We start from the raw sequence: 24243 nt of genomic DNA, 5'->3' as shown, positions 1-24243 counted from the left end.
GAACCCGGGGCGCAGCGTCGGCTCTTTACTCGGTCACCGCGAAGAACCCGTGCGCGCCGCGCTCGGCGTCGACGAAGGAGTGGCTGACGAAGGGGTAGCTGCCGGCCTCGGGGAAGGTCAGCTCGACGAACCCGCCCTGCGCCGCCGTCAGCGGCAGCACCTGCGCGCCGCCCGTGGGGTCCCCGCCGGCGCCGTCCGGCCCACCGAGGAGGTACCTGCCCTCGGTGTAGACCGTCTCGAACTGCCCGCCCACCACGTGGAAGGAGCTGCCCCGGCTCGGCCCGGCGGCCAGCACCCAGACCCGGACGGTCTCCCCCGCCCGCGCCGCCAGCCGCTGGTGGTCGTACTGGTTGGCGTAGCCGTTGAAGACCACCAGGTCCGGGTCCTCCGCGGCGATCTTGGCCGCGTCGGCGGGGCCGCCGACGTCGCCGAGGTAGACCTCGGACTGGACGAGCACGTACTCGCGGTCCACCGGCTCCAGGGTCGGCGGGTCGATGATCACCGCGCCGAACATGCCGTTGGCCAGGTGCATCGACATCGGCATCGTCGAGCAGTGGTAGAGCCAGATCCCGCTGCGGGCGGCGGTGAAGCGGTAGGTCAGGGTCTCCCCGGGCGCGATGGTGCGCATCGGGCCGTCCGGGGCCAGCGCGCCGGCGTGGAAGTCGATGGAGTGCCCGATGCTGCCGTCGTTGACCAGGGTGACCTCGAAGACGTCGCCCACCTTCCCGCGCAGGGTCGGGCCGGGTGCGGCGCCGTCGTAGGCCCACCGCTCCTGGACGACGCCGGGCGCCACCTCCGCGGCCACCTCGCCGACCGTCAGGGTCACCTCGTGCACCTCGGCGGCCGGGGCGGGCGGCAGGACCGGGTCGTGGGCGACGAAGCCCTCGCCCGGCTCGGCCTGCAGGTCCACCAGCCGGGCCGCGCCGTCGGCCCGGGTGCCGTCGCCACCCGTGGAGCCGTCACCGTCGTCGCCGCCCCCGGAGTCGTGCCCGGCATGGGCCCCGCCGTCGGCCGCACCGCCGGCGGCCGCACCCGCGCCGTAATCGGCGGCCGCACCCGCGTCGCCTGCGCCACCCGCACCGTCAGCCGCACCCGCGCCGTCGGCCGCCCCGCCGGCCGCACCCACCGCGACCACCTGGAGCGTCATCCCCATCTGCCGGTGCCCGGCCACCGAGCACCAGCCGTCCAGGTCCCGGCCGACCACCCCGACGTCGACCGTGGCGGACTCCCCCACGCTGAGCCGGCCGCTGGTCGCCCCGGTCTCCAGCACCAGGTCGTGGACGTCGCTGCCGGTGTTGGTCAGCTCGATGACGAGCTCGTTCCCGGCGGGCACCTCGATGACCGCCGGGGTGAACCGCATCCCGGACACGCCCACCTCCACCGTGGTGGTCTCCCCGGTCGCGGGGACGTCGGCGGCCGCCGTGCCGGCCCCCAGCCCCGCGGCGGCCGGGTCCCCGGCCACCCCGAGCACCACCGCGAGCGCGACCGCACCCACCCCCCAGGGCCCGCCCAGCCGGCGGCGCACCGCCGGCGGCCCGGTCGGGATGTCCGTGGTCAGCACGTCCCCGGACCGCTGGCGCAGCGTGCGCCCGCGGGCCAGGACCGCCCGGGCGAGCAGCACGAGGAAAGTGGTCAGCACGGCCAGCCCGAGCAGCGACGTCGTGACCCGGACCAGGGACGGCACCGGGGCCACGAACAGCACCAGGCACAGGTTGAGGGCGACCACGCGGGCGACGGCGGCCCGGTCCATCTCCGCGGTCACCGCGCGCACCACGGAGGGCCCGCCGCCGAGCATCACCGGCGCGAGGTAGCTGAGCGCGCCGAGCAGGACCTGACCGGCGAAGCCCACGGCGAACGGCGCCCGCAGCACGCCGAGCCGCTCGACGGCGGTGGGCCAGTCGGGCGCGGCGACCACCGTGACGCCGAGGGTGAGCACGCACAGCGCCAGCCAGGCGACGGCGGCCGCCGCGGAGAGGGTGGCGAAGGAGCGCGGCGGCTTGGTCCGGGCGATCGTCACCATCGGCCGGACCAGCAGACCCAGGCCGACCAGGTAGCCGAGCGTCCCGGCCAGCACCACCGGCGCCACCCGGACCAGCGCCCCGGCGGCCACCAGCAGCACCGCGCCGCCGAGGACCCAGAGCGCCCGGCCGGCGGCCAGCGGCGCGCCGGGCACCATCTTCGTGCGCAGCATGGTCGGCCAGAGCACCACCAGGGTGCCGAGCACGGTCAGGCCGACGAAGCCCAGCAGCATCGTGCCCACGTGCCCGACGTACGTCCCGGCCTGCGCCGTCGCGTCGGTGCTCGGCCCCGCCAGCCGGACCCCGAACCCGGCGCCGATCGCCAGGGCGACGACGGCGGCCACGTAGTACAGGGACAACGCGCCGAAGCGGGCCATGACTGCCCCGCGCCGCTGCCGCAGGATCACCACGCCGTGGGTCAGGCCGACCGCCGCCACCGCCGCGCCGCCGGCGGTGGTGAGCACGTCCTGCCCGGTCGAGACGCCGGCGATGACCGCGACCGCGCCGACGTTGTGCGCGGCCAGGCGCGCCACCATGAACCGCTGCCCGCCCGGGGCGGGGCGGGCGAGCAGGGTGTCGGCGAAGTGGCTGGACCAGATCAGGATCGCGGAGGTCACCGCGCCGAGCAGCATCAGGTGGGTGAGGAGCCAGGTGGACCCCGGCACCCAGCGGTGCGCGACGGCCACGACGAAGGCGGCGAGGAACCAGGCCACCACGACGGCGTTGGCGCGCACGTGCCAGGTGCGCCGGTCCAGGCCGCGGGGCGGCGGGCCTCCTGGGCCGCCCGCGGGGCGGGCGGCGCCGCCGGCGGGGCCGGCGGTGCGGGCGCCGTCGACGGCGGGCCCGGCGGTCCGGGTGCCGTCGACGGCGGGCCCGGCGGTCCGGGCAGCGGGTCCCGCGGTCCGGGCCGCGGGCGCCGGCGTGCCGGCGGCGGGCTCGCCGGCATGGGCCTGGGCGTCACCGCCGCGGGGGGCCGGCGGACCGAGCGGGATGGTCACGCGCGACCTCCGGGGCGGGGCGCCGTCGCCACCGACCAGACGGCGAGGGCGACGAAGGCGAGCAGGGCGAGGACGTTGCCCACACCGCCGGCCTGCACGGCCCACTCGAGGTCGCGGGCGTCGCCGACGGCCACCCGGAAGAGCAGGCCGAGGTGGAGCAGGGCGGCGGGGGCGTACATGACGGGGCGGTAGGGCAGCGGCCGGCGCAGCACGGCCGGGAGGATGACCGGGGCGTGCGCCATGACCATCGAGACGACGAAGCCGAGCATGACGGCGTGCAGGGCGGCGTCGTACCCGCGCCCGGCGGTCACCGGGCCGGCGAGCGCCCAGATGCCGCCGGCGACGGCGAGCCAGGCGTAGCCGGCGAGCAGGCAGGCGGCGATGAACCGGGGCAGGCCGGTGGCCGTGACGGTGCGGCGGGCGACGTCGCGGACGGCGAGCCAGCCGGCGACGGCGAGCAGGCTCAGGCCGCTGAGGGTGAACCCGGCGGCCGGGGCGAGGAGGGTGAGGACCGCCCCGCCGAGCAGCGCCACCGCCAGGCCCATGGCGGTCCGGGCGGCGGCCGGGGAGAGCGCCTGGAGCCGGGCGAGCTCGAGCCGCTCGCCGAGGATGGTCAGCACCAGGTAGGTCGCCAGCCACGGGGCGAGGTAGGGCACCGGGACGCCGCCGGCCCACAGCACCGCGGCACCCAGGGCGGCGACGGCGCCGAGCACCTGGACGGTGACCGCGGCGGTGGGCTGCCGGGCGAGGAGGCTGCGGTAGAGCAGCAGGAGGAGGACCTGGGCGACGACGAGCAGGCCCTGGCCGACCAGGATCGGCAGCGGCCCGACGAGCGCGAGGACGGCCAGGCCGGAGACGGCCGGGGCGGCGTAGCCCCAGACGGCGCCGAGGGCGACGGCACGCTCGAGGGAGATGACCGTGCCGACGAACCCGAGCGCCATGAGCGGGCCGTGCACGTCGGGCAGCCGCGTCAGGCCGAGCGCCGGGCCGAGGACCTGCGGCAGCCCGAGCAGGCCGAGCCCGGCGTCGAGGCCGAGGAGCAGGGCGACGCCGCCGGGCAGCAGCAGGGCGAGGCGGACGCCGGTGCGGGTGCGCAGCGGCCGGGCGGGCGCGCCCGTGGTGGGGCCGGTGGCGGCGGCGTGGCCGCGGGCGGCAGGGCCGGTGGCGGCGGCGTGGTCCGCGGGCCCGTGGGCGGCGGGGCCGTGGGCGGCGGGGCCGGCAACCGGCCGGGCGCCGGGTCGGTCCGCGGGACCGGCACCTGCCTCGGCGCCGGTGCGCTGAAGGACCGGTCCGCCCGCCGGCGGCTCGCTGCTCATGCCGGCCCGACCCGGACCGCGTCGTCCCCGCCGCCGGCCGGCTCGCTCGTGACCTGCAGGACACACGCGCCGGGCTCGACGAAGGCGCCCAGGCTGACCTGCCCGGGAGTGATGCCGGTGGTGGCCAGGATCTCCCGCGCCATGCCGAGGTGGGCGCTGCACACTACCTCTGGCCGGTCCTTGGCCAGGTCGAGCACAGGGCAGCGGTGCAGCCGCAGACGGCTGCGGGCGTCGTCGTGCTCCGCGGCCGGCTCGAATCCGGCGCGGTCCAGCAGGGCGCCGAGCCGGTCGACGGCGGCGCGCCGCAGCCGTGCCGCCTCCGCCGGCTCCGGGGCGGGGCCGGGGGCGCGCGACGCGTCGGTGCGCCCATTGCCGGGGCGAGGACTGGGCGTACCGCCGGGCGCGCCGCCGGTCGTCCCCTCGCCTGACGACCCGGCTCCGGTGGAGGCGGGTCGCCCGGGCTGGTGTCCGCCGTCGAGGCCCCGGTCGCGCTCCACGATCGCCCGGCCCCAGGAGCGCCCCGCCTCCCGGGCGTGGCGGCGCAGCGCCGGGCCGTCCGGGAAGGCGCGCGCCAGGTAGGTGACCAGCACCCGCGCCAGCACGGCGTACTCGGGGCTGGAGAAGGACGCCGCGGGGGTGTAGCTGTACACCGAGGCCGGCCGGCCGCGCCCGGCCGGCGGCAGGCTGTCCCGGCGGGCGAGGCCGGCGCGGTCGAGCGCCTCGAGGTGCTCGCGGACGGTGTTCGGGTGCTGGCCCAGCTCCTGGGCCACCTGGGCGACGGTGAGCGACTGCCGTTCGACGAGGAGGTCGAGCACGGCACGGCGCGGGGCGGACAGCTGCGCCCGCCGGTCGGTGCGGGCGGGCAGCGGACCCAACTTACTCACCAGAGACACCGTACAAATAAGTGGCCGCGGGGGCTAGGACCTCCGGCCCACGCCGCATAGACCGCCCCGTGCTCGGCGCTCGCCGGGCAGGCCCGGCGCGAGCACGACGTTGAGTGCGTGGCCAACGTCCGGACCAGCGCGGACCGGCGAACGTGAGACCCGCCACTTCGGTTCCCACGCGTCCGCCGACTGCCGGGGCCAGCCGCATCACAGATCGGTAACGATCCCGGCCGCCGTCGGAGGAGGACCTATCCGCACGGTCATGGGGATAACCGCCGACCGGCAACCCCCGCCCATCCCGGCCGGGCGGCCCCCGGCAGCTTGACTGGTCCCCGATCGGTGCCATGGTGGGTCGTCCGATTTTTCGCCGATCGCGCTGCGACGGCTGCCCGAACCTCGCCAGCGCCCCGGCCGACCACGCCGGGCCGCGGCTGCGAGGTGGCCGGCGGCGCCGTCGTCCGGTGCGGGACCGTCCCGCACCCGGCCGCCCCCGCGGCCCGCGATCCACCGCGCGCCGAGCGGCCCTCGGGCCTCGGCGCGCCCGAGCAGATCACGAGGTGAGTGTGAGCGCCATCCGCGCCGAGCACGTCTACAAGGTCTTCGGCCGCCGGTCGGAGGAAGCCGTCCGGCGGCTGCGCAGCGGGCAGAGCCGGGAGGACGTCCGCCCGCTGGGCACGGCCGCCGTCATCGACGCCTCCTTCGAGGTCCGGCCCGGCGAGACGTTCGTCGTCATGGGCCTGTCGGGCTCCGGCAAGTCCACCCTGATCCGGATGCTCAACGGCCTGCTGACCCCCACGGCCGGGACGATCACCGTCGGCGACGCCGACCTGGGCTCGGTCTCCCCCGCCGAGCTCCGGCAGATCCGGCGCCGGCGGGTCTCCATGGTCTTCCAGCACTTCGCCCTGCTGCCGCACCGCAGCGTGCTCGACAACGCCGCCTACCCCCTGGAGATCCAGGGCGTCGGCCGGGCCGAGCGGCACGAGCGGGCGGCGCGGGCGCTGGGGCTCACCGGCCTGGCCGGCTGGGAGGACTCCCTGCCCGCCGAGCTCTCCGGCGGGATGCGCCAGCGGGTGGGGCTGGCCCGCGCGCTGGCCGCGGACACCGACATCCTCCTGATGGACGAGGCCTTCTCCGCGCTCGACCCGCTCATCCGCCGGGAGATGCAGGACCAGCTGGTCGAGCTCCAGGCGAGCCTGGGCAAGACGATCGTCTTCATCACCCACGACCTCAACGAGGCGATGTACCTCGGGGACCGCATCGCCGTCATGCGCGACGGCCGGATCGTCCAGGTCGGCACCGCCGAGCAGATCCTCTCCGCGCCCGCCGACGACTACGTCGCCCAGTTCGTCGCCGACGTCGACCGCTCCCGGGTGATCACCGCCGCCTCGGTGATGGTCCGGCCGGCGGTCACCGTGCCGGCCGGCGGCGGGCCCGCCGTCGCCCTGCGCGCGCTGCGCGAGGCTCAGGCCAGCGCGGCGTACGTCCTCGACCGGCGCCGGGTCCTGCTCGGCTCGGTCTACGACGACGAGCTCCTCGCCGCGCACCGCGCCGGGCGGGAGACCCTGGACGGCCTGGTGCACCCGGACACCTCCGCGGTCCGGCCGGACGCGCCGATCGCCGAGGTGTTCGCCCCGGCGGCCGAGGCCCAGCTGCCGCTCGCGGTGGTCGACGGCGACGGCCGGCTCACCGGGGTCGTCCCGCGGGTCGCCCTGCTGGAGGCCATGGCGCCCACCCCGGCGGCCGACCAGGCGGCCGCGCCTGCCGACGGCGGCCGCGGTCCGGGCAGCGGCACCCCGGCCGACCGCACCGGGCCCACCGGCGGCACGCCGGCCGACGGCGGCCCGGCCACCGCCGGCGCCACCACCGCCCAGCTGGGCACACCAGACACCCGCACACCGGTGGCCGCCGCCCCGGGCGCCCGGCCGTCGTCGGAAGGGGGCCGCCGATGAGCCCCGCCGTCCGGCTTCCCCTCGGTGACTGGGCCGACACTGCCGTCGGCTGGCTGACCGACGCCCTGGACGGGTTCTTCGACCTCGTCCGCGCCCTCCTCGAGCTGGCCTACGACCCGCTCTATGCCCTGCTGTCCGCGCCGCCGTTCTGGGTGGTGGCCGTCGTCCTGGCCGTCCTCGCCCTCGCCGCGAAGGGCTGGAGGCTCGCCGTCGGCAGCCTCCTCGGCTTCGCCGTCATCGCCGGCGTGGACCAGTGGGACAACGCCATGGCCTCCTTGGCCCTGGTCCTCGTGGCCAGCGTCATCGCCCTGCTGATCGCCGTGCCCGTGGGGATCTGGGCGGCCCGCAGCGGCAGCGTCTCCGCCGTCGTGCGGCCGGTGCTGGACTTCATGCAGACCATGCCCGCGTTCGTCTACCTCATCCCCGCCGTCGTGCTGTTCCGGGTCGGGGAGGTCCCCGGGCTGGTGGCGACGATCATCTTCGCCCTGGCGCCCGGGGTGCGGTTCACCGAGCTCGGGATCCGGCAGGTGGACCAGGAGGTGGTCGAGGCGGCGCACGCGTTCGGGTCCACCCCGGGGCGCATCCTGCGCCAGGTCCAGCTGCCGCTCGCGCTGCCGACGATCATGGCCGGCGTCAACCAGGTGATCATGCTGGCGCTGTCCATGGTGGTCATCTCCGGCATGGTCGGCGCCGAGGGTCTGGGGCAGGACGTCGTGCAGGCCCTGCAGCGGGTGGACATCGGCCTCGGCTTCGAGGCGGGGCTGGCGGTGGTCATCCTCGCCATGTTCCTCGACCGCGTCACCGCGGCGCTGGGCGACCGGGCGCCGGTCGCCCGGGTGCAGAAGCTGCGGGCCGCGAACGCCTGACCGTCCGGCGACGGCGAGGACCGCCGCCACCGGGCCGGCCGGCCCGCCGGCGGTTGCCGGGCAGCGCGTGGCGCGCGGCTGCCCGGCGGTCGCCTTGCGCGCGCGCTCGGCGCGCGCCCGCAGGCCCCGCCGCCGCGGCACGTCCGCGCCATGGCCTGCCCCGAGCCACGCCCCGACCTGCCCGGCTCACCACGTACCAGTCACCACGCACCCGGCTGCCGCTCGGCAGCCCTGACGGGCGCACCCGCGCCCACGGAAGGAAGACGAATGCAGCACATGCGACGTCGCGCAGCCCTGCTCGCGACCACCACCGCCCTCGCCCTCACGCTCACCGCCTGCTCGGGCAGCGACGACGAGAAGATCACCGTCGGCGTCCACTCCGGCTGGGACGAGGGCATCGCCGTGTCCCATCTGTGGAAGCACATCCTGGAGGAGAACGGCTACGAGGTGGAACTCGAGACGGCCGACGCCGGGGTCGTCTTCACCGCGCTCGCCGAGGGCGACTACGACGTCAACTTCGACACCTGGCTCCCGCTGACCCACGCCTCCTACATGGAGAAGTACGGGGACCAGCTCGAGGACCTGGGCACCTGGAACGACGAGGCCGTGCTGACGGTCGCGGTGAACGAGGACGCCCCCGTCGACTCCCTGGAGGAGCTGGCCGACAACGCCGACCTGTTCGGCAACCGGCTGGTCGGCATCGAGGCGGGCGCGGGTCTGACCGAGGCCACCCAGGACAAGGTGATCCCCACCTACGGGCTGGAGGGCATGGACTACGTCATCTCCTCCACCCCCGCCATGCTGGCCGAGCTCGACTCCGCGATGCAGTCCGGGGACAACGTCGCCGTCACGCTGTGGCGCCCGCACTGGGCCTACGACGCCTACCCGATCAAGGACCTGGCGGACCCCGAGGGCACCCTGGGCCAGGCCGAGGAGCTCAAGACCATGGGCCGGTCCGGCTTCGCCGAGGACCACCCGGAGGTCGCGGAGTGGATCGGGAAGTTCCGCCTGTCCAGCGACGACCTGCACTCCCTCGAGAACGTGATGTTCAACGAGATGGGTGGGGAGGACAACGACGCCGCCGTGGATACCTGGCTGGAGGACCACCCGGACGTCGTCTCGGAGATCACGGGCTGAATAGCAGCGGCCGGGGCCCCGCCCGGCTCGGTCGGTGCGGCCGGGGCTCGATCGAGCCTCGGCCGCCGTCGGCTCCGGACCCCTGGTCGCCCGGGCCCGCCCCGCTACTGCGGCTGCTGGGCCGCCGGAGCGGCGCCGTCGTCCCGGGCGAGGCCCTCGTGGAAGATGTCGGGCTCGAGGTAGATCTGGGCCTTCAGCGGGACCGCCGCGCGCACCCGTTCCTCGGCCGCGTCGATGGCGGCCGCCACCTGCTCCGCGCCCGCGCCGACCGGCACCGCGACCTTCGCCGCCACGAGCAGCTCGTCCGGGCCCAGGTGCAGGGTCCGCATGTAGATCACCCGCTCGACCCCCTCGCCGGGCAGCGCCTCCTCGATGGCCCGGTGGTGCTCGGGCATCGCCGACTCGCCCAGCAGCATCGAGTTCATCTCCCGGGCCAGGAAGATGGCGATGCAGACGAGCAGCACGCCGATCGCGGCCGACCCGACCGCGTCCCACCGACCGTCGTGGGTGGCCAGAGTCATCGAGACCCCGAAGAGGCCGAAGACCAGGCCGATCAGCGCACCGAAGTCCTCCAGCAGGATGACCGGCAGCTCCGGGGCGCGGGAGGCGCGCACGAAGTCCGGCAGCGAGCGGCGCCCGCGGACCTCACCCGCCTCGTGCACCGCCACCCAGAACGAGCGGCCCTCCAGCGCGATGGCCACCAGCAGCACGGCGACCGGCACCCACTGCCAGGTGTCGATGGGGTGCGGGTCGGAGAACTTGTGCCACGCCTCGTACAGCGCGAACAGGCCGCCGACGCTGAACAGCACGATGGAGACGATGAACCCGTAGATGTACCGGGCCCGGCCGTAGCCGAACTGGTGCACCTGGGAGGCGCGGCGCTGGGCGCGGCGCCCGCCCACGAGGAGCAGGACCTGGTTGCCGGAGTCCGCGACCGAGTGGATGGCCTCGGCGAGCATGGAGCTGGACCCGGTCAGGAAGTAGGCAACAGCCTTGGCGACGGCGATCCCCAGGTTCGCGGTCAGGGCGGCGATGACCGCCCGGGTGCCTCCGCTTGCGGACATGGTCCTTCCCTCCCCGGCACCGCCGGTGCCGTGCGTGCCGGGCCGGGCGGCCCGTCGGGGAGAGGCTAGTGCCGCGGGCCCACGGCCGCTCGGCCTGTACCGGGCGCCCGCTCGGGCCGCCAGCACGTACCGGCGCCCGGCGGTCCGGCCGACGCGCGGCTCGTGCCGACCAGCGCTCAGCCGGGGCTGCCGGCGACCGGCGCCGCCAGCCGGCGTGCCTCGGCCTCCAGGAGGATCGGCACGCCGTCGCGCACCGGGTACGCGAGGGGATTGACCTCCGAGGTGGAGACGAGCTCGATCTGCCCGTCCGGGCCGACCGCGTCGACCAGCTCGGCCCCGGTGACCGGGCAACGGAGCAGCTCACGCACCCACGGCACGATGAGGTCGCTGGCCTGCGGACGGCTGCCCATACGCGTCACCCTACCGCCGGGCCGTCACCCTGAGCCGGCACGCCGGGGCGGTCGCGGTGATCCCACCTCGGCGGGCGCTCGGCGCCCACCTAGCCGGACTTGCGGCGGAAGGTGCGCTTGCCCGCGCCGTTCACCTGGCTCCCGTGAATGGTGCCGGTGTTCTGCCGTGCCTGGTTGGCTCGGTGCGCACGCTGGTTCTTGCGCTCCAGGGCCTGACGCATCTTCTCCTTGAGCGTCTCGTTCTCCTCGATCGTCTCGGGCTCGGGCGTGGTGTCGGCCATCGTCCCTCCAGGTTTCTCGTGGTCGGACGGTCCGGGCCAGACTGCCCCGCCGCCGACGCGGTGACCAGGCCTTTTCGTGCCGGCGCGGCCAGCTCGGCACGTCGGCGGTGCGCCTCGTCGACGTCGTGCCGCGTCGCCGTTTGTGCCGCGTCGACGTGGTGCCTCGCCAACGTGGTGCCTCGCCGACGTGGTGCCTTGCCGACGTGGTGCCTTGCCGACGTGGTGCCACGCCGACCGCTCGCCGCGCGGGCCGGCTGCCTCGCCCCGGCCTCCTCGCCCTCCCGCAGGGGTGCTGGGAGGATCCCCGGATGACAACATGGCCCCTGCTCGCCGGCGCGATCGCCTGCGAGGTGACTGGTTCGCTCTCTCTGCGCGCCGCCGTCGCCCACCCCGGCTGGTACGCCGTCGTCGTCGTCGGCTACGTCGCAGCGTTCGCCCTCCTCGCCGCCGTCCTGCGCCGGGGGATGCCGCTGGGCGTCGCCTACGGGATCTGGGGTGCCGTGGGGGTGGCGCTGACCGCGGCGCTGTCCTCGGTGATCTTCGGTGAGCCGTTCACGCTGCTCATGACGGCAGGCATCGCCCTGATCATCGGGGGCGTGCTGCTCGTGGAGCTCGGCTCGCACCGGGCGGCGGCCGAGGAGGGCGGCTCCTGATGGGCTGGCTCTTCCTCGCCGGCGCGATCCTCGCCGAGGTCACCGCCACCCTGGCGCTGCGCGCCAGCATCGACGGGCGGCGGACGTGGCTCGCCCTCGTCGCCGTCGGCTACCTCGTCGCCTTCACCCTGCTCTCGCTCACCCTGCGGCACGGGATCGGCATCGGCGTGGCCTACGGCATCTGGACGGCCTGCGGAACCGCCCTGACAGCGGTGGGAAGCAGGGTGCTGTTCGACGAGCCGCTGACGAAGCTCATGGTCGGGGGGATCGTGCTCATCGCAGCAGGGGTGCTGCTCGTCGAGCTGGGCGCCGAGTAACGGTGCCGTACCAAACCACAGCACCGCGGTCCGGGCCGAGGTCGTCGCGGGCGGGCGGGCGGGCGGGCGGAGAAGCGTCCTGGCGTCAGCTCCGCACCGGCACCGTCACCGATCCCCCGGCCAGTTGCACCCAGGCCTACTCGTTCTCGCCCTGGAGCACGCGCAGGTGGCCGCGGCGAGCGATCTCCCGGTCACCGGCCGGGTCGGGCAGGTGGTGGGTGACGGGGGCCGGCAGCGCGGACCCGGGGCGCTGGGCCGGGACCGGGGCCTGGGGCGTGGCCCGGGAGGCCTCGCGGACGGCGTCGGCCAGGGCGACCAGGTCGTCCTCCGACGGCGGCGCCGGGACGAAGTCCGAGGCCAGCCGCACCACCTGCCACCCGCGCGGGACGGTGAGGCGCTGGGCGTGCACGTCGCACAGGTCGTAGGCGTGCGGCTCGGCGGCGGTGGACAGCGGCCCGAGGACGGCGGTGGAGTCGGCGTAGACGTAGGTGAGGGTGGCCACGGCGGCGCGGTCGCAGGCGGACCTGGTGCACTGGCGGACGGCTCTCACGGTCTGTGAGGCTACCCCCGCCGAGCGCCGCCGGCCGGGTCCCACGCCGGGCCGGGCCCGGTCGCTCCGCCGCACACAGTCACCTGCCCGGCCGCGGCGCGCCATCGGCGCGGCGGTCCCGGTCGGTTCCGGGACGTCACAGCCAGCCGCGCCGCTGCGCCGCCCGGGCCGCCTCGACCCGGTTCGACGTCCCGGTCTTCGCGATGGCGGAGGACAGGTAGTTGCGCACCGTGCCCGGCGAGAGGTGCACCCGGGCGGCGAGGGTGGCGACCGGCCGCCCGTCCAGGCACTCGCGGAGCACCTCCTGCTCCCGGGCGGTCAGCGGGTTCGCCCCGCCGGCCAGCGACTCGGTGGCCAGCGCGGGGTCGACCACGCGCAGGCCCGCGTGCACCTTCCGGACGGCCTCGGCGAGCTCGGTCGCCGGGGTGTCCTTGACCACGAAGCCGCTCGCTCCCGCCTCGAGCGCGCGCCGCAGGTAGCCGGGCCGGCCGAACGTGGTGACCATGATCGACCGCGTCCCGGGCAGCTCGCGGGCCAGCCGGCCGGCCACCTCGATCCCGTCCAGGCCCGGCATCTCGATGTCGAGCAGGCAGACGTCGGCGCCGCTCGCCCGGGCCGCCGCCACCACCTCCTCGCCGGTGCCGACGTCGGCCACCACCTCCAGGTCCGGCTCGAGGCGCAGCAGGGCGGCCAGGGCGCCGCGGACGAGGGCCTGGTCGTCGGCGAGCAGGACCTTGATCGTCACAGCCGGACCTCCACCCTCGTGCCGGGCCGGTCAGGGCCGGCTCCGGGCCGGTCGCGGCCGCCGTCGGCCGGGCCGATGGTCACCGTGCCGCCGGCGGCGGCGACCCGTTCCCGCAGGCCGCGCAGCCCGGTGGACTCCGCCGCGCCGTCGATGCCGACGCCGTCGTCGACCACCTCCAGTCGGTCCCGGCCGAGCCGGACGGTGCAGGTGCGGGCGCCGGAGTGCCGGACCACGTTGGTCACCGCCTCGCGCAGCACCCAGGCCAGCACGAGGCGGTGCTGCGGGTCGACCGCGTTCGGGTCGGCCGGCACGTCGGCGGCGATGCCAGCCCCCGCCAGCGCGGACCGGGCGGCGGCGAGCTCGTCGCCGAGGCGGGCGACGCGCAGCCCGGCGACGGTGGCGCGGATCTCCGCCAGGGCCTCCCGGGTGAGCGAGCGGATCTGCGCCAGCTCGGCCTTGGCGGCCGCGGGGTCGGCGTCGACGAGCCGCTCGGCGAGCTCGGCCTTGACCGTCACCACCGTCAGGCTGTGGCCGATGACGTCGTGGACGTCCCGGGCCACCCGTTCCCGCTCGGCGACGACGGCGAGCTCGCGCCGCAGCCGGTCGTGACCGCCCTGCTGGTGGTCGATCCAGCGGACGATCCCGGTCAGCACCGCCACCCCGACGTTGATCACGACGAAGAACGAGGTTTCCCCGCCCGCGGCGGCGACGACCGCGGCGCTGACCAGCACCCAGCCGAGGGCGAGCAGGTAGGACCGGGCCAGCGGCTGGCTGAACATGGAGAACGCCAGCAGGAAGGTCGTCATCCCGGTCGCGGTGACGCCGACGACCAGGGCGACCACCACCGTCAGCGCGACCAGGACGCCGAGCGCCCGCAGCCCGAACCGGCCCGCGTCGTGCCAGTCCTCGTAGCGGGTGACCGCGCTGAACGCGTAGGCGTAGAGGACGGCGAAGGCGGCGATCGCCGCGACCGCTGCCGCCCGGGCCAGGACGTGGTGGTCGGACCGGACGGCGGCGACGAGGGGGAAGGCGAGGAAGGGCAGCCAGATGGCGCCCATCACCCAGGCGAACCGCTCCCAGGGGGCGCGGGGGTCGGCGTCCGGCGTCGTCGTGGCGCTCATCGTGGCCTCATTGTGGCCCGCGGGCTGACCGCCGGTCCCCGGCTAGCTCCGGCCCGCGGCCTCACTGCCGGCCGCAAACCCGCTACCGGCCGCGGGCTCACCTCCACCCGCGGGCTCACTGCCGGCCGCGCCGCCGGACGAGCAGCAGCGCCGCCACCGCGAACACGCCGGCCCAGACCACCAGGTTCAGCACCGGGACCCACAGGGCCTGGGTCGCCCCGGGCCCGGCCGGGCCGATCAGCACGCCCTCGGTCAGCGGGTAGCGCGCCAGCGCCACGTACCCGTACAGCGGCGTGAGCTGGGCGAAGGTCAGCAGGCCGCCGGAGAGCGGGACGAACACGTTGCCGAGGAACCCGAGCACGACCAGCGAGCCGCTGGCCGCCCCGACGGCCGCCTCGGTGCGGAACAGCAGCCCGGCGAGCAGGCCGTAGAGGGAGAACGCGGCCGCCCCGACCAGCACCAGCAGGCCGCTGCCGAGCCAGGCGCCGGCCGTGCCCTCCGCGCCGGTGAAGAACCCGAGGGCGTAGATCAGCACGACCGGGACGGCGGCGATGACGAACGCGGTGCCCGCCTTGACGGCCACGTACCCCGAGTCGGGCAGGGGCGTCAGGGCCAGCTGGCGGCCCCAGCCCTGCATCCGCTCGACGGCGGCCATCCCGCCCACCCCGGTGGTGGCGGTGACGGCCCCGTAGGCGGCCATCGAGATCATCGTGTAGAGGGCGGCGTTGCCGTGCCCGGCGGGCGCGGACGCGTAGTCCTGGGTGGCGCCGAAGATCACGTAGAGGAACGCGGGCAGCACGGCGACGAAGAACATGGTGACGTAGTCGCGGGCGACCCGCCGCAGCTCGATGCCGAAGTACGTCGTCATCGGATGGCTCCTTCGGTCAGGGTTCCTTCGGTCAGGGCGGTGAAGGCCTGGTCGAGCGAGGCCGCGGTGATCTCCAGGTCCGCGGCGCCGAGCTCGCCGAGCAGCACCCGGGCGACGGTGTCGGAGTCGCGGGAGCTGACCCGGACGCGGCCGCCGTCGACAGCCACGCTGTCGACGGCGGGCAGGTCCCGCAGGCGGGCGGCGGCGCGCTCCGGGACCGGCACCCGGGCGGTGACGGTGCGCCCGGACGCCCGGGCCCGGATCTCGCCGGTGGTCCCGTCGGCGACCACCCGGCCGCCGGCGAACATGACGATGCGCTCGGCGAAGGCGTCCGCCTCCTCCAGGTAGTGGGTGGCGAACAGGACGGTGCGGCCGGCCTCGGCGTCGGCGCGCATGGTGTCCCAGAACCGGTGGCGGGCGGCCACGTCCATGCCGGCGGTGGGCTCGTCGAGGACGAGCAGGTCCGGGTCGGGCAGCAGGGCGAGGGCGAACCGCAGGCGCTGCTGCTCCCCACCAGAGCAGGTGCCGACCCGCCGGCCGGCGAGGGCCTGCAGCCCGGCGCGGCGGAGGACGTCCTCGACCGGGGCGGGGTGGGGGAAGGTGGCCGCGACCAGGTGGACGGTCTCGCGGACGGTCAGGTCCCGGAGCAGGCCGCCGGTCTGCAGGACCGCCCCGACCCGGCCGGCGCGGACGGCGTCTCGCGGCGGGGCGCCGTCGACGGCGAGCCGGCCGTCGGTCGGCCGGGTCAGCCCGAGGATCATGTCCAGGGTGGTGGTCTTGCCCGCGCCGTTCGGGCCGAGGACGGCGACCACCTCCCCGCGGGCGACGGTCAGGTCGATGCCAGCGACGGCGCGGACGGTCTCGCCGCCGGGCGGGTGGAACTCCTTGACGACGCCGCGCAGCTCGACGGCCGGGGCGTCAGCGGTGGGTGTGCTCATGCCCCTCACGGTGGCCGGCCGCGGCGGTGGGCACGATGGCCCGCCGTCACGTCCTCGGCATGACACCTGTCATGCGGACTACGCTGCCAGGGGTGAGCGAGCCCTCCATGCCGGCGCTGCCGGTCCGGCGTCCGGCCCGCCGGCGGGACCGGCACGGCCGGGGCATCCGCGGGCCGCTGCTGCCGCCGACCCTCCCCGGCTGGCGCACCCGGGCCGACAAGTTCGACGACCTCGTCCTGGACTGCGTCGAGCGGCTGGAGCGCCGCTGGGGCAAGCAGCTGACCGGGGTGGAGTTCGCGGTCGAGGAGGTGCCGCCGTCGGACCCGGCCCCCTGGGAGCACCGCAGCGTGGCCCTCGGGCGGTACTTCCCGGCCGACCCCGCCGCCGGGCTCAGCCACCGGATCGTCGTCTACCGCCGCCCGGTGACGGCGCGCTGCGCCACCGACGAGGACCTCGAGGACCTCGTGGACATGGTTGTGGTGGAGCAGGTGGCGGCGATGCTCGGCCGGGCGCCGGAGGAGATCGACCCGGACTACCCGGCCGAGGACTGACCTCCCGGCGACGACCGACCCCGGCGGCGCCAGCCCGACGACGACGGCCGGAACCCCGTCCGGCACCAGCCCGGCGACGGCGGCCGGAACGACAGCCGAGCACCAGCCCGGCGACGGCGCCCGGACCCCGGGCCCCGGCTCAGCGGATCCCGGCGGCCGCCAGCAGCAGGGCGCGGACCTCCTCGGTGCCGACCGGCCGCGGGTTGGGCACCGGCAGCTGGGCGCTGGCCCGGGCGATCGCCTCGGGCAGGTCGGCCGGCCGCAGCCCGATGTCGGCCAGGGTGCGCGGGGCGCCGGTGAGCGCCGCGAGCTCGCGCAGCCCGACGGCGGCCCGGTCCGCGCCGAGCGCCGCCGCGAGGCGCTCGTGCACGGCGGCGGGCAGCGCGGGGGCGTTGAAGGCCAGCACGTGCGGCAGCAGGACGGCGTGGGTCGCCGCCGCGGGCAGGTCCAGCGCCGTGCCGAGGGCGCGGGACAGGGCGTGCTGCAGGCCGGTGCCGGCGGTGTCCATCGCGGCGGCGGCGAGGAACGCGCCGTAGAGCAGCTCCTCCCCGGCGCGGGCGGCGGTGCCGGCCCAGGTGCCGACCGGGTCGGTGAGCAGGTCCCCGTCCCGGGCGCCGTCGCCCTGCCCGCCGGCCCGGGCCCGGAGCCCGGCGGCGAGGGTGCGCACCGCCTCGTCGGCGAGCGCGGAGGTGACCGGGTCCGCGCTGGGCGCCCAGTGCGCCTCGACGGCCCGGGCGAGGGCCTGGAACGCGGCGGTGACGGCGGCGCGGCGGGGCAGCGCGTCGGTCAGGTCCGGGTCCAGCAGGACCGTGCGGGGCCGCACGGCGGGGTCGGTGCCGGTCTCGGTCCGGCCCGCCGTCGTGACGCTCCACTGCCCGGTCAGGTCCCACCCGGCGTACCCGGTGGGGACGGCGAGCACCGGCAGGCCGGTGTCCCGGGCGAGGACCTTGGCGGTGCCGGTGGCGGCGCCGTCCCCGATCGCCAGCACCGCGTCTGCCCGCACGTCCCGGGCGGTGGCGACGGCGCGGGCGGCGACGGCGGCAGGCACCTGCCGCTCGACCCCGGTGAACCAGCCCACCACCGCCGGCCCGAGGGGCTGGGTCAGCTCGCGGGCCAGGGCGCGGACGTCCGGGGGCACGAGAACCAGCAGCCGTTCCCGGCCGAGCCGGTGCAGCTCGGCGGGCAGCGCGGTGCGGGTCACGCCGCGGCCGAAGACGGCCCGGACCGGTGCGGGGTCATGGGTGAAACGCAACGCTTGTCCTCCTCGTCCAGTGCAGCGGGAGATGAGGGCCCGACCCGTCGTCAGGATAGTTCGGGGCCCGGTCCCGAACGTGCCCCGGGCGCCGGCGTGCTTCGCCTCCCCGGGGCCGGGCTGCGCGCCATGCTCCGCCGGCCGCACCGGGCCCCGCGCCTACCGCACGTCCACCCGTACCGCGCGGGCGTCGGCGGGGTCCGCGGTGGCGGGCAGCGCGTCGATGAGCTGGCCGTCGCCGGCCTTGCCGGTCAGCACGACGGCGGCCGCGACGCCGTCGCCGTCGGCGTGCAGCACCGCGGCGGCGGGGTCGCCCAGGTCGGCGGCGTCCACCGCGTGGGTGCTGCCGGCGGGCACAGTGAGCGCGACGGGGTCGCCGAGGTGGCCGTCGGCCGAGACGGGCCGGAGCTCGGCGGCGACCGGCTCCGCGCCCGGGTTGGTCAGGGCGAGGGTGGCGCCGTCGGCGAGGTCGTCCAGGCCGGGCACGGCGAGCACGCCGGCGGTCAGCGGCGCGGCCGCGGCCGTCCACGCCCGGTCCACCGGGGCGGTGTCCGGGTCGATCTCGCCGGGCTTGCCGGTCCGGGTCAGGGCGACCGCGGCGGTCAGGGGCTGGTCCGCGGCGACGGCGACGGCGTAGGTCCCCGGCTCGCCGGTCAGCGGGACCTCGGCCACGGCGCCCGGGTCCAGCACCACCGCCTCTCCGCCCGGCACGTCCTGCTCCCCGTCCGGGCCGAGCAGGCTCACCCGGGCGGCGGCCGGCCGGTCGCCGGGGTTGACGAGCCGGACGACCGGCGGCGGGCCGTCGTCCGGCTGGTCGGCCAGCACGACGCCGGGGACGGTGAGGGTCCTCGCCGGCGGGGCGGCCGGGGCGACGGTGGCGGCGCCGGCCGGGACGACCCCGTCCAGACGCAGGTCCTGGACGGTGGCGGTGACCTCCCCGCCGGCGGCGGTGACCCGCAGGGCGAGGGCCGGGTCGGTGGCGGTGGCCTCGAGCAGCACCGTCTCCTGGGCGCCGGGGGCGACGGTCAGGCCGGTGAGCCGGGGGGCGTCGGCGACGCCGAGGGAGGTCCACAGCCGCACGTCGACGGCGGCCGGGGTGCTGCCGGGGTTGGTGAGGGTGAGCTGGGCGCTCTGCCCGAGCTCGGTGGCCCCGCCGACCAGCCAGGTGGTGGTCGCGGCCGGCAGGCACGGGGAGGCGACCAGGCCGCGGAGGTCCCCGGCGTCGGCGCGGGTCAGCGTGGCACCGGTGGGCAGGGCGGCGGCGGCGGCGCCGACCGGCTCGATGCGGAGGATCCCGGCGCCGGCCGGGTCGGTGGTGGTGGCGGCGCGGACGTCGCCGGCGGCGGCGAGGTCTGTGCTGGTGCCGTCGAGGAGGCGGTAGCTGCCCTCGCCCGGCTCGGTGGCGTCGCCACGCTCGGCGCCGTCGTCGCCCGCGGCGCCCGGCTCGGCGTCGCCCGCGTCACCGTCGCCCTCGTCGGCGCCGTCGCCCGCCCCGCCCACTCGCGGCAGGCTCAGCACGGTGGTGACCGCCCGGGCGGACACATCCTCGGGGTCGACGTCGGGGTCGACGCCCCTGGCCTCGCCGGTGGTGAGCGCGGCCGGCCCGGCGCAGACGGCGCTGACCGGGTCGGCGGGCACGGCCACCCGCGGCGGCTCGGGCGAGACCGGCTCGGGCGGCGCCCACGCCTCCCCCGCGGCCACGGCCCCGCCGGCGGCGCCGAGGAGGGCGAGGGCGGAGACGGTCAGGGCGGTGCGGCGCAGGAAGGTGCGCATCAGTCCTCCTCGCTGCGGCGGCGCCGGACCGGCACGGCGAGCAGCACCGCCAGGCCCAGGACCACGCCCTGGACCCAGGACCACAGCGTCGACCACGGCGCGGCGTAGGTGAGAGTCAGCGTGCCGGTGTGGGCGGGCAGCTCGAACGCCTGCTGCCAGCCCTGGGGGACGGCGCGCAGCGGGCGGCCGTCGTACCAGGCGCGCCAGCCGGGGTCGGCCCGCTCGGCCAGGACCAGGGTGCGGCCCTCCGGCCCGTTGGGGAGCTTCGTGTCGATCCCGACCACCTCGGCGTCGACGTCCTGCACGGTCTCCCCGTCGGCGAGGACGCGGGCCCGGGCCACCGACGGCGCCGCCCCCTCGGCGCCGGCGGCCGTGGCGACGCGCCAGACGACGCCGGTGGCGTTCTCGGTCACCCGTTCCAGGCCGGCGGTGGCGTCCAGGCGGGCGATCAGGTCCGTGCGCGCCGCGTCGTCGGCCGCGGCCTCGTCGACCGCGGCGCCGCCGTCAGCACCGCCGCCGTCGGTCTCGGCGTCGGCACCGCCGCCGTCGGTCTCGGCGTCGTCGGCAGGGGCAACGTCCCCGACCGGCGGGACCAGGACGACGCCGATCGCGTGCGCGCCCAGCTCGGGGCCGGCGTCCTCGGCGGCGCCGACGGCCAGGCGGGCGACGAGACCGGCCAGGTCCGCGTCGGCGTCGTCGGCGGGCACCACCGAGGCGGTCGGGGCGCCGGTCAGCGGCCGGGCCGCGGCCGCGGCTGCGGTCTCGGTCAGCTGGCGGCCCGGGCCGCGCCAGAGCTCGGCGCGCACGGTTCCGTCCTGCGGGGTCAGGGCCAGCACCCGGGCCCGCGCCGGGGAGCCCTGCATCTCGGCGGCGACGGCGGGCACCGGGACCCGCGTCCGGCCGGTCAGGGCGAGCAGGGCCGGCTCGTCCGGGACGGCGCGCAGCCAGCCGGCGGTGGTCAGCGCCGGGCCGAGCACCGCGGCCAGGGCGAGCACCGCCACCCCGACCTGCGCCACCCCGAAGCTGCGGGCGGCCAGCGCGCCGCGGACGCCGTCGGCCCCGGCGACGGCGGCCAGGAGCAGGCCGAGGACGGCGAGGGACAGGCCGGCGCCCGGCCAGCCGCGGGCCACGGCGGGCGCGCCGGCGAGGTCGGTGCCCAGGGCCACGTCGACCCGGGCCGAGCCCAGCATGAGGACCAGGCCGAGCACCGCCAGCAGCCAGCCGGCGCGGACCGCCCGGGCCCGGCCGCCGCCGCGGAGCAGGGCGGCCGCGGCGGCCAGGACCAGGGCTGCGCCGCCGGCGAGGGCGAGGTACGGGGCGACGGCGGCCGGCCAGCCGTCGGGGGCCGGCGGCGGGACCGGCCAGCCGAGGGCGCTCACGCAGGCCTCCGGCGCCGCGGTGGCCAGCGCCGGGCCCGGGTCGGCCAGCAGCAGGCGCCAGCTGCCGCCGGGGAGGTCGGCCGTGGCGGCGTGCAGCAGCGGACCGAGGAGCGCCACGGCGGGCAGCGGCACGGCGAGCACGGCCAGTCGGTGGCGCGGCAGGACGGGGGCGAGGAGCACGACGGCGACCACGGCCGCGGGCAGCAGCGCCGGGGCGCCCGCGGCGGCGACGGCGAGCGCCAGCGCGGCGCCCGCGCCGGCGGCGATGGACCCGGTCCGCGCCGGCCGGGGGTCCGGGACGGCGGGACCCGGTGCCGGTGCTGCCTCGGCTGCCTGGCCTGCCGGGAGCTCCGGTGGGCCCTGGGCGACGGTGCCGCCGGTCCGTCCGGCCGCCGTCGTGGTGCCGGTCCGGTCGCTCTCCGGGGCAGCGGTGGCGCCGGTGCGCCCGGCCGCCGCAGCCGCTGCGCCCGCTGTGGCACCTGTGCGTCCGCCCGCCGCAGCCGCCGGGACCACTGTGGCGCCGGTCCGCCCGGTCGCCGTCGTCCCGGTCCCCGTCGTTGGGCCGTCCTCGGCCGGCCCGGCCCCGGCGCCCGCCGGGCTCCCCGGGCGGCGCACCCGGCGCGCGCCGACGAGCCCGGAGGCGATCACGTCGCGCCGCTCGACCCCCACCGCCCGGGCGATCCCGAGGGCGACCCAGGGCAGCGCGAGGTGGGCGAGCACGGCGCCGACCCGGCCCTGCCCGGCCGCGACGAGCAGGGTCGGGGCCAGCGCCCACAGGGCCGCCGCCCAGGCCCGCACGGTCACCGCCCGGGTGGCGGCGCCGGCGGCGAACCAGGCACCGAGCCCGGCGAGCGGCACGGCCAGCACCACCAGCGCGGCGAGCAGCACGCTGGTCGAGGCCCCGAACGGCGCCAGCGGCAGCATGCCGACGGCGAGCACGGTGAGCAGCGGGTCGGCCGGCCCCGCCGCGCCGTCGCCGGTGGCCACCCAGCCGGAGCGGGCGGCGGCCCACAGCCCGCCGAGCCCGGCGTCGGCGGGCAGCAGGGCGCCGCCGGTGAGCGCGCCGCGCAGGGCCACCGGCAGGAAGACGACGAGGCCGACGGCGAGGAGCGCGGCGCCGAGGACGGCGAGGGTGGCCCGCCGGCGCCGGGCGAGCGCGGCCCGCTCGGCGAGCCTCCAGGCTCGCTGGGGGCCTGGGCGGCGCGGCGGGCGGCGGCGGCCTGGCGGCGCGCGTCCCGCTTGGCGCGGCGGATGTCCCGGCCGGTGGCCTGCAGCGGGGCGAGCGCCCGCGGGGCAGCCGGCGGGTGGCGGCGGCCCGGCGCCGGGCCCGCCACAGCGCGCCGGGCGAGGCCAGGACGGCGAGCGCCGCCGCCACCTCGGCGCCGGCCAGCCCGAGCTCCTTGCCGGCGACCCGGGCCAGCGCCCGCAGCGGCGCGGCGACGACCAGCCCGAGCACCAGGACCGGCACCGCCCAGGCCGGGGCGGCGACGAGGGCGTTGTGGAGCTGGGCGCGGCGCCGGGCCGCGAAGGACCGGCGGGCGTCGGGCCGGTCCGGGGCGGCGGGGAGCCCGCCGGTCCCCCGCAGCCCGAGGTAGCCGGCCCGGGCGTGGTGCACGACCGCCGTCGGCACGACGACGACGCGGTGCCCGGCCAGGCGGGCGCGGCGGCAGAGGTCCAGGCCGTCCCCGAACGGCCCCAGCGCCGGGTCGGGGCCGTCGAGCTCGGTCCACACGTCGGCGCGGACGAGGGCGCCGGCCAGGCCGACGGCGAGGACGTCCTCGCGGTGGTCGTGCTGGCCCTGGTCGATCTCGCCGGGCTCGATGTCCGCCACCCGGCGGCCGGTGCGGGTGGCCCGGATGCCGACCTCGAGCAGGCGGTCCGGCTGGTCCCAGTCCCGCTGCTTGGCGCCGACGACGGCGACCGACCGGCCCGACTCGGCGGCGCGCAGCAGCCGGTCCAGGGCGTGGCGGTCCGGGGCGGAGTCGTCGTGCAGGAGCCAGAGCCAGTCGGGCTGCGCCTGGGTCTCCGGCTCCGCGCCGTGGGCGCCGACGGCGCGGATCTCCCCGGTGGTGACCGGGTTGAGCTCGCCGGTCACCCCCGCCCAGCCGCCGCCGCGGAAGGCGGTGCCGAGGTGGGAGAGGTGCCCGTCCCAGCCGCGCTTGCGGGCCCGGCGGGCGGCCCGCTCGACGAGCTCGCCGTAGGCGACCAGGCCCTGGCGGACCGCCTCGCCGAAGGTCGTGGCCGCCGGGGCCCGGACCACCCGGACCCGGCTGACCCGCTCCAGGCCGGCGTCGGCCACCGCCTCGTGCACCGGCACGCCGGTGCCCAGGTCCCGCCCCGGCGCGCCGACGTCGACGACCACGACGACGTCGGGGGCGTGCGTCTGCGCCGCGACGGCGGCGAGGGTGCGGGGCAGGTAGGTGGAGACCCCGGCGCTGACCACCACGGCGAGCGTGGCGGGTCGGACGGGTGGGGCGTCGACCGCCATCAACGAGGCGGCCGGTCAGCCGGCGCTGCGCCTGAGCCTGCGGCGCTCGCGCTCGGACATGCCGCCCCAGATGCCGAAGCGCTCGTCGTTGGCCAGCGCGTACTCCAGGCACTCCGCGCGGACCTCGCAGGAGGCGCAGACCCGCTTGGCCTCCCGGGTGGAGCCGCCCTTCTCCGGGAAGAACGCCTCGGGGTCGGTCTGCGCGCACAGCGCGCGGTCCTGCCAGGCCAGCGCCAGGTCGTCCGCGGCGTCGGTGCCCAGCAGGTGCAGGACGTCCTCGTCGGCCAGCGGGGCCGGTGTCGGGGTCAGTGGACCGTCACCGAGAATGTTCCACACGGTTGCTCTCCCCGCCCTCGCCCGTCCTGACTCCTCAAATTACACGCGTGTCATCCGCGGGAGTCAAGCCCGGAGGTGGTAGAGGCGGTGGCCGTGCAGGTCAGCGTCGACGGCCCCGGCGTGTCGCCCCGCGTGTCGCAGACGTGGGCCGCCGAGGGAGCGACGGTCACCGGTGCGGGTGCCGGCTAAAGCCTCGGCGCCGACGGTACCGGCGCACCCTGGCCGGCCAGGACCGCCGCCACCGGCCGGACCGCCAGCCCGCTCCGGCCGCCCCCGGGGCGCTCGCCTACGCCGTCGCCGTCGAGAACGACTAAACGGTTGCTCCCAACAACCACTTTGCCAGTCTCGA

Annotated in this window: 21 protein-coding genes and 1 pseudogene; 6 read left to right on the top strand and 16 right to left on the bottom strand. The window is 77.6% G+C overall.

The window, feature by feature from the left end:
- Positions 1–25 precede the first annotated feature (25 nt).
- From MF406_RS06000 to MF406_RS05990, 3 genes are read right to left on the bottom strand one after another with little or no spacing between them, the layout of a single operon-like run.
- The gene (locus tag MF406_RS06000; RefSeq protein ID WP_242897050.1) at positions 26–3016 is read right to left on the bottom strand and encodes a multicopper oxidase domain-containing protein; all 2991 of its coding nucleotides are present in this window, start codon (positions 3014–3016) and stop codon (positions 26–28) included.
- Entirely contained in the window at positions 3013–4332 is a 1320-nt protein-coding gene (locus tag MF406_RS05995; protein WP_242897049.1) for a hypothetical protein, read from the bottom strand. Before MF406_RS05995 ends, MF406_RS06000 begins: the two co-directional genes overlap by 4 nt.
- A complete protein-coding gene (locus MF406_RS05990; RefSeq protein WP_242897048.1) occupies positions 4329–5216 on the bottom strand; it encodes a metalloregulator ArsR/SmtB family transcription factor in 888 nt (295 codons plus the stop codon). The genes MF406_RS05995 and MF406_RS05990 overlap by 4 nt, the downstream gene beginning before the upstream one ends.
- A 557-nt stretch (positions 5217–5773) precedes the next feature.
- On the opposite strand from MF406_RS05990, the gene MF406_RS05985 reads away from it, so the two are divergent.
- The 3 genes from MF406_RS05985 (at position 5774) to MF406_RS05975 (ending at position 9168) form a co-directional block, all read left to right on the top strand.
- The gene (locus tag MF406_RS05985; protein ID WP_242897047.1) at positions 5774–7165 is read left to right on the top strand and encodes a glycine betaine/L-proline ABC transporter ATP-binding protein; all 1392 of its coding nucleotides are present in this window, start codon (positions 5774–5776) and stop codon (positions 7163–7165) included.
- Positions 7162–8031, top strand: a complete 870-nt coding sequence (locus MF406_RS05980) for a proline/glycine betaine ABC transporter permease (protein WP_242897046.1) — start codon at positions 7162–7164, stop codon at positions 8029–8031. The genes MF406_RS05985 and MF406_RS05980 overlap by 4 nt, the downstream gene beginning before the upstream one ends.
- Before the next feature lie 276 nt (positions 8032–8307).
- Complete coding sequence (locus MF406_RS05975) at positions 8308–9168, top strand: glycine betaine ABC transporter substrate-binding protein (protein ID WP_242897045.1); 861 nt, start codon at positions 8308–8310, stop codon at positions 9166–9168.
- A gap of 104 nt (positions 9169–9272) precedes the next feature.
- Here MF406_RS05975 and MF406_RS05970 read toward each other — a convergent pair whose 3' ends face one another.
- The 3 genes from MF406_RS05970 to MF406_RS05960 form a co-directional block, all read right to left on the bottom strand.
- On the bottom strand, positions 9273–10232 hold the full coding sequence (locus MF406_RS05970; protein ID WP_242897044.1) for a cation diffusion facilitator family transporter: 960 nt from the start codon (positions 10230–10232) through the stop codon (positions 9273–9275).
- A gap of 176 nt (positions 10233–10408) precedes the next feature.
- Positions 10409–10642, bottom strand: coding sequence for a Trm112 family protein (locus MF406_RS05965; RefSeq protein WP_242897043.1), 234 nt, complete (start codon positions 10640–10642; stop codon positions 10409–10411).
- Positions 10643–10731: 89 nt separating this feature from the next.
- On the bottom strand, positions 10732–10923 hold the full coding sequence (locus MF406_RS05960) for a DUF5302 domain-containing protein (RefSeq protein WP_242897042.1): 192 nt from the start codon (positions 10921–10923) through the stop codon (positions 10732–10734).
- A 308-nt stretch (positions 10924–11231) separates the two neighbouring features.
- Between MF406_RS05960 and MF406_RS05955 the strand changes: the two genes are divergently transcribed.
- Positions 11232–11576 carry a multidrug efflux SMR transporter gene (locus tag MF406_RS05955; protein ID WP_242897041.1) on the top strand — a complete coding sequence of 115 codons (345 nt, stop codon included), beginning with the start codon at positions 11232–11234 and terminating at the stop codon, positions 11574–11576.
- Entirely contained in the window at positions 11576–11893 is a 318-nt protein-coding gene (locus MF406_RS05950; RefSeq protein WP_242897040.1) for a multidrug efflux SMR transporter, read from the top strand. Before MF406_RS05955 ends, MF406_RS05950 begins: the two co-directional genes overlap by 1 nt.
- A gap of 136 nt (positions 11894–12029) precedes the next feature.
- On the opposite strand, the gene MF406_RS05945 is transcribed toward MF406_RS05950, so the two are convergent.
- From MF406_RS05945 to MF406_RS05925, 5 genes are all read right to left on the bottom strand, one after another.
- Complete coding sequence (locus MF406_RS05945) at positions 12030–12443, bottom strand: DUF3499 domain-containing protein (protein ID WP_242897039.1); 414 nt, start codon at positions 12441–12443, stop codon at positions 12030–12032.
- 136 nt (positions 12444–12579) lie between these two features.
- A complete protein-coding gene (locus MF406_RS05940) occupies positions 12580–13188 on the bottom strand; it encodes a response regulator transcription factor (RefSeq protein WP_242897038.1) in 609 nt (202 codons plus the stop codon).
- On the bottom strand, positions 13185–14309 hold the full coding sequence (locus MF406_RS05935; protein WP_242897037.1) for a sensor histidine kinase: 1125 nt from the start codon (positions 14307–14309) through the stop codon (positions 13185–13187). The genes MF406_RS05940 and MF406_RS05935 overlap by 4 nt, the downstream gene beginning before the upstream one ends.
- Before the next feature lie 115 nt (positions 14310–14424).
- Positions 14425–15177: an ABC transporter permease gene (locus MF406_RS05930; RefSeq protein ID WP_242897036.1), complete on the bottom strand. Its 753-nt coding sequence runs from the start codon at positions 15175–15177 to the stop codon at positions 14425–14427.
- The gene (locus MF406_RS05925; RefSeq protein ID WP_242897035.1) at positions 15174–16115 is read right to left on the bottom strand and encodes an ABC transporter ATP-binding protein; all 942 of its coding nucleotides are present in this window, start codon (positions 16113–16115) and stop codon (positions 15174–15176) included. The genes MF406_RS05930 and MF406_RS05925 overlap by 4 nt, the downstream gene beginning before the upstream one ends.
- Positions 16116–16207: 92 nt before the next feature.
- Between MF406_RS05925 and MF406_RS05920 the strand changes: the two genes are divergently transcribed.
- Positions 16208–16666: a metallopeptidase family protein gene (locus MF406_RS05920; RefSeq protein WP_371744612.1), complete on the top strand. Its 459-nt coding sequence runs from the start codon at positions 16208–16210 to the stop codon at positions 16664–16666.
- 139 nt (positions 16667–16805) lie between these two features.
- Here MF406_RS05920 and MF406_RS05915 read toward each other — a convergent pair whose 3' ends face one another.
- From MF406_RS05915 to MF406_RS05895, 5 genes and pseudogenes are all read right to left on the bottom strand, one after another.
- The gene (locus tag MF406_RS05915; protein ID WP_242897034.1) at positions 16806–17918 is read right to left on the bottom strand and encodes an iron-containing alcohol dehydrogenase; all 1113 of its coding nucleotides are present in this window, start codon (positions 17916–17918) and stop codon (positions 16806–16808) included.
- Between the two features lie 159 nt (positions 17919–18077).
- The gene (locus MF406_RS05910; protein WP_242897033.1) at positions 18078–19691 is read right to left on the bottom strand and encodes a DUF5719 family protein; all 1614 of its coding nucleotides are present in this window, start codon (positions 19689–19691) and stop codon (positions 18078–18080) included.
- Positions 19691–22147 carry a hypothetical protein gene (locus tag MF406_RS05905; RefSeq protein ID WP_242897032.1) on the bottom strand — a complete coding sequence of 819 codons (2457 nt, stop codon included), beginning with the start codon at positions 22145–22147 and terminating at the stop codon, positions 19691–19693. Before MF406_RS05905 ends, MF406_RS05910 begins: the two co-directional genes overlap by 1 nt.
- Positions 22148–22670: 523 nt before the next feature.
- Positions 22671–23558 (bottom strand): annotated as a pseudogene (locus MF406_RS05900) (glycosyltransferase); the annotation flags it as partial.
- A 15-nt stretch (positions 23559–23573) separates the two neighbouring features.
- On the bottom strand, positions 23574–23828 hold the full coding sequence (locus MF406_RS05895; protein WP_305852999.1) for a WhiB family transcriptional regulator: 255 nt from the start codon (positions 23826–23828) through the stop codon (positions 23574–23576).
- Positions 23829–24243 lie beyond the last annotated feature (415 nt).

The sequence above is a fragment of the Georgenia sp. TF02-10 genome, assembly GCF_022759505.1.
Taxonomy (GTDB): Bacteria; Actinomycetota; Actinomycetes; order Actinomycetales; family Actinomycetaceae; genus TF02-10.
This window is presented reverse-complemented; position numbering and strand designations above follow the sequence as displayed.

Bases quoted from the DNA above. Each gene is read 5' to 3' on its own strand.
- MF406_RS05910 (WP_242897033.1), bottom strand. From the start codon at position 19,691: ATGCGCACCTTCCTGCGCCGCACCGCCCTGACCGTCTCCGCCCTCGCC.
- MF406_RS05970 (WP_242897044.1), bottom strand. From the start codon at position 10,232: ATGTCCGCAAGCGGAGGCACCCGGGCGGTCATCGCCGCCCTGACCGCG.
- MF406_RS05955 (WP_242897041.1), top strand. From the start codon at position 11,232: ATGACAACATGGCCCCTGCTCGCCGGCGCGATCGCCTGCGAGGTGACT.
- MF406_RS05995 (WP_242897049.1), bottom strand. From the start codon at position 4,332: ATGAGCAGCGAGCCGCCGGCGGGCGGACCGGTCCTTCAGCGCACCGGC.
- MF406_RS05950 (WP_242897040.1), top strand. From the start codon at position 11,576: ATGGGCTGGCTCTTCCTCGCCGGCGCGATCCTCGCCGAGGTCACCGCC.
- MF406_RS05935 (WP_242897037.1), bottom strand. From the start codon at position 14,309: ATGAGCGCCACGACGACGCCGGACGCCGACCCCCGCGCCCCCTGGGAG.
- MF406_RS05980 (WP_242897046.1), top strand. From the start codon at position 7,162: ATGAGCCCCGCCGTCCGGCTTCCCCTCGGTGACTGGGCCGACACTGCC.
- MF406_RS05975 (WP_242897045.1), top strand. From the start codon at position 8,308: ATGCGACGTCGCGCAGCCCTGCTCGCGACCACCACCGCCCTCGCCCTC.
- MF406_RS05925 (WP_242897035.1), bottom strand. From the start codon at position 16,115: ATGAGCACACCCACCGCTGACGCCCCGGCCGTCGAGCTGCGCGGCGTC.
- MF406_RS05960 (WP_242897042.1), bottom strand. From the start codon at position 10,923: ATGGCCGACACCACGCCCGAGCCCGAGACGATCGAGGAGAACGAGACG.
- MF406_RS05965 (WP_242897043.1), bottom strand. From the start codon at position 10,642: ATGGGCAGCCGTCCGCAGGCCAGCGACCTCATCGTGCCGTGGGTGCGT.
- MF406_RS05930 (WP_242897036.1), bottom strand. From the start codon at position 15,177: ATGACGACGTACTTCGGCATCGAGCTGCGGCGGGTCGCCCGCGACTAC.